General features: G+C 59.5%; 10 protein-coding genes. 1 reads left to right on the top strand and 9 read right to left on the bottom strand.

Annotated elements, in window-relative coordinates; genetic code table 11:
* The 6 genes from ACTNBZ_RS09120 to ACTNBZ_RS09095 form a co-directional block, all read right to left on the bottom strand.
* On the bottom strand, positions 1-533 hold a 533-nt coding region (locus ACTNBZ_RS09120), incomplete at its 3' end, for a GTP-binding protein (RefSeq protein WP_441209350.1).
* Between the two features lie 510 nt (positions 534-1,043).
* A complete protein-coding gene (locus ACTNBZ_RS09115) occupies positions 1,044-2,387 on the bottom strand; it encodes a plasmid recombination protein (protein WP_441209349.1) in 1,344 nt (447 codons plus the stop codon).
* A 460-nt stretch (positions 2,388-2,847) separates the two neighbouring features.
* On the bottom strand, positions 2,848-4,002 hold the full coding sequence (locus ACTNBZ_RS09110; protein WP_052792089.1) for a helicase RepA family protein: 1,155 nt from the start codon (positions 4,000-4,002) through the stop codon (positions 2,848-2,850).
* Between the two features lie 7 nt (positions 4,003-4,009).
* Positions 4,010-4,330, bottom strand: coding sequence for a plasmid mobilization protein (locus ACTNBZ_RS09105; RefSeq protein WP_052792090.1), 321 nt, complete (start codon positions 4,328-4,330; stop codon positions 4,010-4,012).
* 2 nt (positions 4,331-4,332) lie between these two features.
* Positions 4,333-5,409: a site-specific integrase gene (locus ACTNBZ_RS09100; protein ID WP_052792091.1), complete on the bottom strand. Its 1,077-nt coding sequence runs from the start codon at positions 5,407-5,409 to the stop codon at positions 4,333-4,335.
* 3 nt (positions 5,410-5,412) lie between these two features.
* Positions 5,413-5,613 (bottom strand): DNA-binding protein, encoded by a 201-nt coding sequence (locus ACTNBZ_RS09095; RefSeq protein WP_052792092.1) that lies wholly within the window; start codon positions 5,611-5,613, stop codon positions 5,413-5,415.
* 191 nt (positions 5,614-5,804) lie between these two features.
* Between ACTNBZ_RS09095 and ACTNBZ_RS09090 the strand changes: the two genes are divergently transcribed.
* A complete protein-coding gene (locus ACTNBZ_RS09090) occupies positions 5,805-6,338 on the top strand; it encodes a helix-turn-helix domain-containing protein (protein ID WP_004221664.1) in 534 nt (177 codons plus the stop codon).
* A 195-nt stretch (positions 6,339-6,533) separates the two neighbouring features.
* Here ACTNBZ_RS09090 and guaA read toward each other — a convergent pair whose 3' ends face one another.
* From guaA to addA, 3 genes are all read right to left on the bottom strand, one after another.
* Positions 6,534-7,823 carry a glutamine-hydrolyzing GMP synthase gene (gene guaA / locus ACTNBZ_RS09085; protein WP_441209348.1) on the bottom strand — a complete coding sequence of 430 codons (1,290 nt, stop codon included), beginning with the start codon at positions 7,821-7,823 and terminating at the stop codon, positions 6,534-6,536.
* Positions 7,824-7,920: 97 nt separating this feature from the next.
* Positions 7,921-8,448: a biotin transporter BioY gene (locus tag ACTNBZ_RS09080; protein ID WP_441209347.1), complete on the bottom strand. Its 528-nt coding sequence runs from the start codon at positions 8,446-8,448 to the stop codon at positions 7,921-7,923.
* 384 nt (positions 8,449-8,832) lie between these two features.
* Positions 8,833-12,444: a helicase-exonuclease AddAB subunit AddA gene (gene addA, locus ACTNBZ_RS09075; RefSeq protein WP_441209346.1), complete on the bottom strand. Its 3,612-nt coding sequence runs from the start codon at positions 12,442-12,444 to the stop codon at positions 8,833-8,835.
* Positions 12,445-12,622: the final 178 nt, after the last annotated feature.

Raw genomic sequence — 12,622 nt, 5'->3', positions numbered from 1 at the left:
ACCGCATCCCATGCTTCTATGTCGGTATTTTCCTCCAGGACTATTTCCGGGGACAGCGACACCGTCTGCTTGATGATAATATCGGCGGAGAGCTTATCCCGAACAGACTGATATACGCTCTCCAAATCAATGCCAGCCTGGTCGATCTTGTTGATAAAGATAATGGTGGGGATGTTCAATTTCCGCAGGGCATGGAACAGAATACGGGTCTGGGCCTGCACGCCATCTTTAGCGGAGATCACCAAGATGGCCCCATCTAAAACAGCCAAAGAGCGGTACACCTCCGCCAAAAAATCCATGTGGCCGGGCGTATCCACAATGTTAACTTTACATCTGTGCCACTGGAAGGAAGTGACTGCCGCTTGAATGGTAATCCCACGCTGCCGCTCCAAAAACATGGTGTCCGTCCTCGTTGTCCCTTTTTCGACGCTCCCCGGTTCTGAAATGGCTCCGCTGGCATATAGCAGGCTCTCCGTCAAGGTCGTCTTTCCAGCGTCTACATGGGCAAGAATTCCAATATTGATTATTTTCATGTGATTGTCCTCCCTTTACAGCCCCAAAGGGCATAAAAATCCCCAGCGGCAAATACTTTTACCGCTGGGGATCATGACTTCGGATACATAGAAACGCATTCAGCTAACATGAGCCGTTATCCGTCACGATATTTGATAAAAAGGCAAAAGCATTCTTAAATTGGGTACAAAAACTAAGCCCCTGCAAGGGGCAATCATTTTTGCGCCCATTATCAAATTTTATTTAAGAATACCTTGCCGCATGTTGAATAGACTCCTCAAATCAGGATGACAGCAGTATAGCATAGCACACTCTAAAATGCAAGAAGTTTTTACCCGCTGTCCCAAATAAATCAGGAGGGCATTCACCGGGACACCCTCCGATTTGGGGCCTCATGCGCAAATAATTTCTGTGTCCACGATTTCCGCCGCACACGCCCGAATATTGTTAGTCCCTCTGCAACTCATACCACAGACCGTTGCCCTCGTCAAAGATGTACTTTTCCATGAAATTACCTCCATTTTTTGTGATTATCGTGCGCCTACCCTTATTTTTGACCTTGCACCCCATTTCTGCTCCTTTTCGACCTGTTCCTGCTGGTAAGCTGCCTCCAGTATCCTGTCCGCCTGTTCCGGGCCAATGGCCCGTCTGACCCGCTCATAGTCCCTGACTTGCCCTTTCAAGCCGTCCCTCTCGGCACAAACCTCATAAATCCTGGCTGACAGGGAGCCGTTCTTACTGACCTCACGATCATAGGCGCTCTGCAACCGCTCAAACTTGCTCTTGAGGTCGAAGTAGGCCCGGTAGACGGAGCGCAGCACCTTGACGATCTTCTCCCAAAGGGGCTTGGCCTTTTTCTCCCGGTAGGACTTGGCCGATTCCAGCGGCCCCGCCTCCGGCAGCGTCCGCTCCGGGTCGTCGGAGAAGTCCGCCGCCAGTTTCTCCATGCCCTTGAGCAAGGGCGCTACATCGTCCAGCTTAGCCCTGGCCTGGGCCGCTTTCTTCTCAGCTGATGCTGCCTCCTTATTCTTTTTGTCGGCCTCAACCTGGGCCAGCGCCGACACCTCTTGAAGCTGTGCAAGCCGTTCCTGCTCACGCTCCGTCTTGAACTGCGTAACAGTCAAATGTTCTTCGGAACTACCACGTTCCCCACGCTCTACATCGTCATAGCCAGCGGAGCGCATATGCTCAAAGAAATCATCTTGCAGGACACTGTACGACTTTCGTAGAACGGGTTTGCCCTTAGCTGTGCGTAACGGCTCCCCGGTAGTTTCGTCCAGAATGGGCTTGGACGCCCACTTCTTGCTCATGCTCACCTGCATGATCGTTTCCTTGACCTTGCCCACCAGGGACTTGTCCTTGCACCGCTTTGTCCAGCGTATCTCCTTCTCCACTACCGGGATATAAACCACATGGAGGTGGTAGTGGTACACGTCCTCCCCCAGCGCCTCGGACATGGCCCGGTTGCGCTCGTCAGCGTGCATGACCGCCGACAAAATATACTGCTCTCCGCCCACGATTTTGATTGCGGCTTTATAGGCTTCGGTGTAAAATTGTTTTGCGAAGTCATACCCGCCGTGATTGTAGAAGTAAGCGGAGTTCACATCAAAGACCAACTCACCGTATCGAAATGCGTCCGCCTTAATGCCACGGGTGGAGATCACACCATCGGCCTCCATTTGGGAGAACATCTCCTGATACCCTGCGGATGGGACCTTGAAATGGACATTGAGCGACGTCCGCTCTGGTACAATGTCCTGGTTGACATAGGAATCCTTCTCGCGTTCGTTGTGCTGCTGGGTGTTGCCGATTTTAGCAGCGGTCAGCCTCATATTTCTTGCGTTGGTGCGGTCAATGCCGTCGCCTCTCGCCATAGGCAAAAATCCTCCCATTTCAGATGTTTGGTTGTTGAAAATGGACGGGGGTTCGGGGAAGGCACTTCCTGCGGGAAGTGTAATAACCCACTATGACACTTTCGCCCCGTTGGTGCGAAAGTGCCGTGGGCTCTCCGAGGGGGTGCGGGGGCTTTGCCCCCGGCAACTGCGGTTGCCTCCCCCAGCAGGGCCGCCCTTTGAAAAGGGCGCCCTGCACCCCGCCTAAACTTTTCCACTCGCCGTTGGGCAGGTGGAAAGGCACAGCCTTTCCACCACCCGGCAAGTGTCCTCCGTGGGCCAAATATCAAGGGGTTCGGGTTGTATTGCCTTGCGGCAATCTCCACCCACAGGTATGCCCCCTTGACATTTGACCCCGCTCCCCGTGACAGCCGTGACGACCGTGACGATGTTTTGGACACCGCCCCCGCTCTCAAAAAAGCCGTCACAGCCGTCACGGTCGTCACGCTTGGGGAGGATCCAGGGTCAGGCTGATACTTCTCCCGGCGTGGGTGCGGGTGTTCTCATAGCGGATATGATAGTCCGTTGCCAGTTTCCCGGCCCGGACGTTCAGCCGCATCGCCAGGGCATTGGGCTTCATATCCACTTGCAGGGCTGCCGCCAACTCCGTGGCCGTACCGCCCCAGGACGGCCTCTCCGCCGTGATAAAGGCGGCTACGGCCTCCAGCACCGGGTCGGGGGGTTCTACCCACAACTCCGTTTCCATCCGCTCCAGTGTCCATGTCAGGTGTTCCTTGTCCTTAATGAGATAGAGCCGCTGGTCTTGCTGGTCACGTCCTACCACATCCAAGGTGGCGGTGCCGTCCGTCCGCTTCTCCTTCTGAAGAAGAAAGGCCCCGTCTGCTGCCCCCGACAGGCCGTTGGTGCCGGAGATCATATCAAACTTGTCGTCGGCCTGCTGCTTCCGAGTGTGATGTACCAGTAGGAGGCAGACGCCGCAAGCGTCAGCAAGGCGTTTCAGCTTTCCTACCACCTCATAATCGTTGGCGTAGCTGTACTTATCCCCGCCAGCCTCCCGAATCTTCTGAAGGGTGTCAATGATAATCAGTTTGGTGTCTGGGTGTTCCTGCACGAATCGCTTTAGCTGTTCCTCCAGCCCGTTGCCGACCTGCTTTGCGCAGATGGAAAAGAGGAGGTCGTTGGTGCCGTCCATGCCGAACATCCGGTAAAGCCGCTCCTGCAAGCGACGGTGATCGTCCTCCAGCGCCAGATAGAGGACAGTCCCCTTGTGAACGGGATAGTCCCACAGGGGGAGGCCCATGCTGACGTGGTAGGCAAGCTGGGCCATCAGAAACGACTTGCCTACCTTGGGCGCTCCCGCAAAGAGGTACGTCCCCGGATAGAGCAGACCGTCAATGACGGGCGGTCTGCTCTGATAGACGTTCTCGTACAACTCGTTCATGGAAATCGTGGGGAGATACGCCGGGTCGTTCATGCGCTGCATTTTCCGCAGCAGTTCCGCATAATTTTTTTCAGGGGGATTGTTTTCTGTCGTTTCCTCTGTTATACTTGCGGTAGGTGTTTGTGAAATGGGCTGTTCCCCGTCTGCGCCAACAGACGGAACCGGGACAGTCCTTTTCGTTTCTCTGGAATCCATCAATCTATCAATCCTCCTTCATGCCGCCCATGATAGCGGCGATCATCTGAATGGTGTCCAGCAGTTCATCGTCCACGCCAGCCCCGTCCTCGGCCCGCCGCAGTTCGTCCAGAACGGCGGCAAGCTGGTCACGCAGGGCTTTGTAGACCTTGGGATTACCCTGTACCACTACGTCCCGGCACAGGAGGCGTCTTGTGATGTAGTCCTGCTTTGTCAGGCCGGAGAGCCGCACAGCGGCCTCGATCTGTTCATCTTCCTCCGGGGACACCCGGAAGGCCACGGTCTTGTTCCTCCAGCGATTTTTGTTGTCTCGGTTTTTCAGTGACATGGTTACGTTCCCATCCTTTCAAAGTCCAGTTTGTCCGCCATCTCCGTCTGCCTTGTAGGAAACAGATGGGCGTAGCGGTAGGTGATATCGATACTCTCATGCCCCACCCGGTCAGCGATTGCCAGGGCGGTGAAGCCCATATCAATCAGCAGGGAAATGTGTGAATGTCGGAGGTCGTGAATTCTGATCCGCTTCACTCCCGCCGCTTTCGCACCTCTGTCCATTTCATGGTGGAGATAGTGCTTGCTGACAGGGAAAATCCGTTCATTTGCCCCGGTGCTGTAAAACATCTTTAAGTAGTCCTCCATCTCTCCACAGAGGAATTTGGGCATCTTAATGACACGGTTGCTCTTTTTCGTCTTAGGAGTGGTAATCACGTCCTTGCCCTTGAGCCGCTGATAGGATTTGCTGATGGACACTGTACCCGCCTCAAAGTCGAAGTCTGTTGGGGTGAGGGCCAGCAGTTCCCCCTCCCGGATACCGCACCAGTAGAGCATTTCAAAGGCATAGTAGGAGAGGGGCTTGTCCATCATGGCGTCGGCAAATTTCAGATACTCTTCCTTCGTCCAGAACAGCATTTCACGCCGTTCCTCCACCCCCATGTTCCCGGCCTTGGCCGCAGGATTGACCTGGAGGCCGTAGTAGCGGACAGCATGGTTAAAGAGGGCACTTAACTGATTGTGGACGGTTTTGAGATAGGTAGGGGAATAGGGTTTTCCCTTGGCGTCCGTTAACCCTCGGATCGCGTTCTGCCAGTCCATCACGTCCTTGGCGGTGATTTCCGACAATTTCCGTTTTCCAAAATACGGCAGGATTTTCTTCTGGATGATGCTTTCTTTTGTCAGCCAGGTGTTCAGTTTCAGCTTGGGCTTCATATCCTTCTCATAGAGCTGGGCGAAGCTCTCAAAGGTCATGTTCACATCGGCCTGCTTTTGCATCAGAAACTCCCGTTCCCACGCCTGGGCCTCTTTCTTGGTGGCAAAGCCACGCTTTAACTTCTGCTGGCGCTCTCCTTTCCAGTCCGTATAGCGGAATTGGACGTACCAAGTGCCGTTGGCCTTGTTCTTAAACGCCGCCATAGGTTAATCACTCCTTTCGCTCTGGCTTCTTGTGCCATAAAATTTTTCGTGGAAGAATTTGCGGTCGATGCGGCCTGAAATGGTAATACAGCCCGTCTTTTTCAACTCCGCATTCATAGAACGAATCAGCTTATAGGCATAGGGGACAGAAACCCCTAATTCCTCCGCTACCTCGTCCACCCGCATGAACATGGTGCTTGCCATTGTGCGCTCACCTCCTTTCATGGCCCCAGAACTAAGCCTTTATGCTTAACCTATTATAACTAAGCAAATTTGCTTTGTCAAGTGGCTTGCGGAATAATTTTTAACTTTTTTGTTTAAGATACTCTTGACTGTTACTAAGCGAATATGTTATACTACTTTCGACAGAAACCACCAGATAGGAGTTGGCATTTATGGCAATAGGAGAGCGCATCCATTTTTTCCGCACCCTCCGGGGTATGACACAGAAGTATCTTGGTATGGCGGTGGGCTTTCCAGAGCGTTCCGCCGATGTTCGTCTGGCACAGTACGAAACAGGCACCCGGACGCCGAAGGCCGACTTGACCGCTGCCCTGGCGCATACATTAGATGTATCGCCCCAGGCGTTGAGCGTCCCGGACATAGACAACTACATAGGTTTGGCCCATACGCTGTTCGCCTTGGAGGATGTTTACAGTCTGAAAGTGGTAGAGGCGGATGGACGTGCCTGCCTGCAAGCAGATATTTTTCAGGGAGGCCGTCAAGCCAGTGAGCTGAACAAAATCTTGATTGCGTGGCGGGAACAGGCGGCGAAGTTGGAGGCCGGGGAGATCACCAAGGAGGACTATGACCGCTGGCGCTACAACTACCCGAAGTACGACACCACCCAGCGGTGGGCCAAAGTCCCCTCGAAGGAATTAAGCGATGCTCTGATAAAAGGATTGAAGAAACAGAGAAAAGACAAATAACAAAAAAGGTCTTGCCGACTGGTGAAAGTCAGCAAGACCTTTTTCTTAGGATATGGAGGATTTACCCGCAAGCCACCCGTTATACGGGAGTGAACAAAGTAAATCCGGTTTTGGTATCTGCTATCAATTTGCTATCAAATGCCCCGTTTCCGCTTTAAGACCCCAGTGTTTTCAAGGCTTTGCTGGTTTTGTCAGTTATTCCCACTCGATGGTGCCGGTAGGCTTGGGCGTCAGATCGAAGAGGACGCGGTTGACTCCCTTCACCTCGGCGGTGATACGGGCGGTGATGTGTTGGAGCAGGTCGAAGGGCACGTTCTCCACGGTGGCGGTCATGGCGTCCACGGTGTTGACGGCCCGGATGATGACGCACCACTCGTCAGCCCGCTTATTGTCCCGCACGCCCACGCTCTTCAGGTCAGGGATAGCGGTGAAGTACTGCCACACCTTGCCCTCCAGGCCGTTTTTGGCGAACTCCTCCCGCAGGATGGCGTCGGACTCCCGGACGGCCTCCAGCCGGTCCCGGGTAATGGCGCCCAGGCAGCGCACGCCCAGGCCGGGGCCGGGGAAGGGCTGGCGGTACACCATGGAGTCGGGCAGGCCCAGGGCCTTGCCGCAGGCGCGGACCTCGTCCTTGAAGAGCATCTTCAGTGGCTCCACCAGCTCGAAGTCCAGGTCCTCGGGCAGGCCGCCCACGTTGTGGTGGCTCTTGACCGCCTTGACGGTCTTGGTGCCGCTCTCGATGATGTCGGGGTAGATGGTGCCCTGGCCCAGGAACTTGATGCCGTCCAGCTTGCGGGCCTCCTCCTCAAAGACGCGGATGAACTCGCCGCCGATGATCTTGCGCTTCTTCTCCGGGTCGGCCACCCCGGCCAGTTTGTCCAGGAAGCGGTCCACCGCGTCCACATAGATGAGGTTGGCGTCCATCTGGTTGCGGAACACCTCCACCACCTGCTCGGGTTCGCCCTTGCGCAGCAGGCCGTGGTTCACATGGACGCAGGTAAGCTGCTTGCCGATGGCCTTGATGAGCAGCGCAGCCACCACGGAGGAGTCCACACCGCCGCTGAGGGCCAGCAGGACCTTCTTGTCCCCCACCTGGCGGCGGATGAGCTCTACCTGATCGGCGATGAAGTTCTCCATGTTCCAATTGGCCTCGGCGCCGCAGACGCCAAAGACGAAGTTGGACAGGGCTTCCTTACGGGCAGTCTCGTCGGCGGGCCAGGGAGCGTCCCCCTTGTGGTCGGCCAGAAGCACAGGGACGGGGGCGTTGTAGATCTCCTTGGCCACGTCGATCTCCACGCCGTCCACCACCCGGTTGGGTCCGCCGTTGAGAATGATGCCCTTCACATTGGGTAGGGCGGAGAGCTCCTCCGCCGTGATATCATGGGGATGGATCTCGCTGTACACGCCAAGGGCGCGAATCTCACGGGCCAGGCGGGGGTTCTCCTCGCTGCCCAGGTCCAGAATGAGGATCATGTCCTGCTTCATTGCAGTCCCTCCTAATGTAGTTGTGATAGCTTATCCTACCATAACCGCACCGTTCTCTGCAAGGCTCAGGCCGAAAATCCCGTCGAAATCGGCCCGCTCAGCGGAGGTATTTCGCCAGCCGGGCGCTCACCAGCATTGCCAGGGCGATCTTTACCCCGTCGGGGATCAGGAAGGGGAACACGCACCAGCCCAGCACGGTGGCCACCCCCACCGGGCCGGTGGTGCTGGCATAGACCGCCATGAACCACACCGTGCCCAGAGCATAGCACACCAGGAGGCCCAGCACCATGGAGGCCAGCAGCGCCCGGGGGCTCCGGCCCCACAGCCGCTCCAGCCCCCACATCACCAGGGCCGAGGCCAGAAAACCCACGATATACCCGCCGGTGGTACCCATCAGAGCGCCGATGCCGCCCTTAAAGCCGGCGAACACCGGCAGACCTACCGCGCCCAGCAGCAGGTAGACCAGCACCGACAGGCTTCCCCGTTTGCCGCCCAGCAGCCCCACCGTGGCGAATACGCCGAAGGTCTGCATGGTAAAAGGCACCGTCATGGGGATCGATATCCACGCGCACACGGCGATGAGTGCCGCGAACACGGCACAGTAGACCAGATCTCTCGTTTTCATCCGATTGCTTTTTTCCGCCTGCATGGCAGTCATTCCTTTCTCCCGGCGAGGGCGGACAGGCACATTCGGGCCGCTCCGCCGCTTTTTCCCAAAATGATCGAGACCACTCTACCATGCGCCGCTTCTATTGTCAACTTCTTTTTTATTTTAGTTTACATTCCGGATTGTTTGGGGTAATACGCGAAAAGCCCGGGAGACCATACTGGTCTCCCTGGCCCATTGTGTATACGGCGCAGTCATACTAAAACCTGTTAAAAAGCTTAAAAAGCTTTTTACAGCGCGAAGCGCGTCAGGTTTTTATGAGACGCCGTGACGCACGTATGTGCGGCACGAGCGTGCGCAGCACGCGGGATTTCAAATAAAGCATTTTATTGGAATTCAGTATCAGACCTCCACCGCCCGGCCGCAGGAGAAGAACCACAGCACCCGGCGGACCACCGGCCGCCCGGTGATCTCCTCCAGCGCCTTGCTGTAGGCCATGAGCTGGGGACGGTATTCCTCCGCCCGGCGGAGAACATTCTCCTCCCCCACACGGTCGGTCTTGAAATCCACCACGGTGATGCCCTCCAAAGTCTCAAAGCAGCAGTCCACCACGCCCTGGAGCAGCACCTGTTCCTCTTCCCCGGCCTGGGACCAGTGATCCTTCGCCGGGACGAGGATGGAAAACTTGAACTCCCGCCGCAGGGTGGGGGCGCTGCGCACCTCCCGGCCCAGGGGGGAGGCGAAGAAAGCCGCGATCTTCCTGGGGTCTACCGCCTTCCCCTGCTCCGGAGTAATGAATTCCTCACGCACCAGCCGGTCGATCTCCCGACCCACCTGGGCGGCGGAATTGGCGCGCTCAAAGTCGATATACTGCATCACCAGATGGAGGGCAGTGCCCTTCTGAGCCGGTGTCAGGCCAAACTCCTCCTCGGCGAACCGGGGCCGCCGCAGGGCGCCTCCCGCCGGCTCCGGCGTCCCTCCCCGGGCGGACTGGGGGGTATCCTCCGCCGCCTCAGCGTCCAGGTCCCGGCCCTTAAGCTGGGTGGCGGTGAGCTTGGAGGGCAGTTCCACGTCCCCGGCGTGGGGATAGACCCAGGCCAGCCGCTTCAGGAGGGCCGGGTCCGCCGGGCGCTTCTCATCTTCCGTCTCCTCGGCCAGGCGGGACCGCGGCGGGACGGACAGGTCCTCCCGCACCCAGCGGATGTCCCAATCCGGTCCCCAATCCGCCGGCACCGGCGGCAGGTCCGCCCCGGCGGCAGCACGCAGAGCGTGGGCGTCTGGACGGGCCAGCACGGGCAGCAGCACCCACTGCCCCACCGACTGGCAGGCGGCCAGGGCCTGGGGCTCCGCCGGGCAGAGCGCGTCGGGCATCAGTCTGGCGATGTCCCGCCCGCCGCCGGTGAGCGCCACCAGCAGGATGAGCTTCTCCCTGGCCCGGGTCATGGCCACGTAGAGCAGCCTCAGCTCCTCCGCCATCATCTCGTACTCCAGCTGCCGGGCCACCGCCCGCCGGGCCAGAGTGGGATACTCCACCATGCGCTCCGTGTCCAGCCGCTTGGGCCCAACACCTAGTTTGGGGTGGAAGAGGATGGGCCGCTGGGTGTCCTCCCGGTTCAGGCGGCGGGACAGGCCGCACAGCAGCACCACCGGGAACTCCAGGCCCTTGGAGCGGTGGATGGACAGGATGCGCACGCCGCTCCCCTCCCTTCCGGAGGCGGGCGGGGCGATGCGCTCCCCCCGCTCCCGCAGGCGGGTCAGGTAGGACAGAAAGCCGAAGAGCCCCCGGTGGCCCGCCCCCTCGAATTTCCGGGCCAGCTCAGAGAGCAGGAGCAGGTTGGCCTGCCGTTCCTCACCGTCGGCCATGGCGCCGAACACCCCCATCAGGTTGGTCCGGTCGTAGAGCCGCCAGATGAGCTGGTGGCAGCTCTGATCCCCCACGCCGAAGCGCAGCTCCTCCAGCTCGGTGAGAAATGCGGTACTGGACCGGTCCCCCGCCTCCCGTCCGGCGCAGAGGGCGTCGTAAAAGTCCCCCTCCGGGCACCCGGCGCGCAGCAGGGCCAGCTGGTCGGCGGTGAAGCCGTACACCGGGGAGCGCAGCACCGAGATCAATGGCACGTCCTGCCGGGGATTGTCGATGATCTGAAGGAGGGAGAGGGCCACGCTGACCTCGGTGGAGTCAAAGAAGTCCCCGCCGCCGTCAGCCTCCCAGGGGATACCCCGCTCCCCCAGCGCCCGGGCGTAGTGGTGGAGCACCGTGCCCGGCGAGCGGAGCAGAATGACGATGTCGCTCCCCCGGACGCTTCGGGTCCCTCCTTCTCCGTCCGACACCGGGAAGCCCCGGTCCAGCAGCTGCCGGATGCGCTTGGCGGCAAAGCGGGCCTCCTGCAGATCCCTGGCCGTTTTGGCCGCCTGCTCCTCCCGGGGGGGCGCTCCGTCCTCCCCGCCGTCCTCCGACAGGTCCAGGGCGTCCAGCTCCACTGCGTAGTCCCCGCCCTCCGGGAAGGAAGCCCCGGCGTACAGGGCCTGGTCGTCGGTGTAGTCCATCTCACCGAACTCCCGTGACATCAGATTGCGGAAGAGGAAATTGGCCCCCTCCAGCACCTGGGGCCGGGAGCGGAAATTTTTGGACAGGGTGATGCGACGGGGCTCTCCCTCCGCAGCTTCTCCGGCAGGGCGGAAGGTGCGGTACTTTTCCAGAAAGATGGTGGGATCGGCCAGGCGGAAGCGGTAGATGGACTGCTTCACGTCCCCCACCAGGAAAAGGTTCTTACCTTGGCGGGACACGGCGGAGAAAATGGCGTTCTGCACCTCGTTGGTGTCCTGATACTCGTCCACCATGATCTCGTCGTACCGGTGGGCGATCTCCTCCGCCAGTTCGGTGGGGCCTCCCTCCCCTGCCAGCAGGCTCACCGCCATGTGCTCCAGGTCGGAGAAGTCCAGCACCCCCCGTCGGGCCTTCTCGGCGGTATAGGCGGCCTCAAAGTCCCGCACCAGGGCGAAGAGGCCCCGCACTGCCGGGTACACCGCCCGCAGATCGTCCAGCAGGTCGGCGCTGGAGTCGGCAAAGCCCTCGGCCAGCTTCTCCATCCGCTTTTTGCAGCGGCTGCGCAGGTCCTTGACCCGCTCAGTCTCGGGCAGGCCAGCGGGGACCTTCTTCCGCCCCGGCGTGGGGAAGGGGACGGGCAGGGCGGCCCTGGCCCGGTCCCAGCCCTGTCCTGCACCGTCCCGGAGGGAGCGCAGCCCGTCCAGAGTGGCCGAGAGGCTGGGGGCATAATTGCCATAAAAGGTCCCGTCGCAGGCGCACAGCTCCAGCGCCCGGGCCATCTGGCCCATCCAGTATTCTGCCTGCCGGGCGGCGTCGGAGAGAAGCAGTGCGCCCCAGGCGGTGTCCTCCGCCCCGCTCACTCCCTCCAGCGCGAAGGCCCGCTCCTGCTCGGCAAGCCATTCCTCCGGCCGGGGGTGGCTCTGGACCCGGCCCCGGATGTCCAGCACGATCTGGATGAGGCGGCTGTCGTCCCGCCCGGCGGACATGGTGTCCACCAGCCGGGCAAAATCCCCTCCGGCCTCGATATCCTCGTACCGCCGCTCCAGCACCTCGTTGAGTACATCCAGCATGATGAGCCCGGCCTCGCTCTCATCCAGCAGACGGAAGTCCGGGTCCAGATCCAGCAAATGGCCCTGCTCCCGCAGGAGCTGGGCGCAGAAGGCGTGGACCGTGGAGATCTGGGCCTTGTACACCAGCGTGGACTGGCGGCGGAGGTGGCCGTCCTCCGGGCTGCGCGCCAGCCGCTCCCCCAGTTCCTCCACGATGCGGGAGCGGAGCTCGGCGGCGGCGGCCTTGGTATAGGTGATGACCAGGAAGCGGTCTACGTCCAGACCCTCCCGCTCCACCCGGTCCAGCAGCCGCTCCACCAGCACCCGGGTCTTGCCCGAGCCCGCCGCCGCCGAAACCAGCAGCGCGCCGCCCCGGTCGTCCACCACCGCCTGCTGCTGCTCCGTCAGTTGAAACGCCATACCCTTCTCCCCCTTTCTTCCGTAAAAGCTGCAAAAGCCGGAGCAAGCGGCAATCCTGCTTGCTCCGGCTCAGAAAGGACAGCCGCGTGCGTATATTTAGATGCTCCAGACCGCAGCCCAGCACCAGCGGGTACGGTTTGGAAATGAAGAAATTCCCTGTCCGGCGGCGGAGCCCCAC

It is taken from the genome of Pseudoflavonifractor sp. HCP28S3_F10 (assembly GCF_052065415.1).
Lineage (GTDB): Bacteria > Bacillota > Clostridia > Oscillospirales > Oscillospiraceae > Pseudoflavonifractor_A.
The sequence above is the reverse complement of the archived record's forward strand: the minus strand, read 5'-3'. Positions and strand labels throughout refer to the sequence as shown.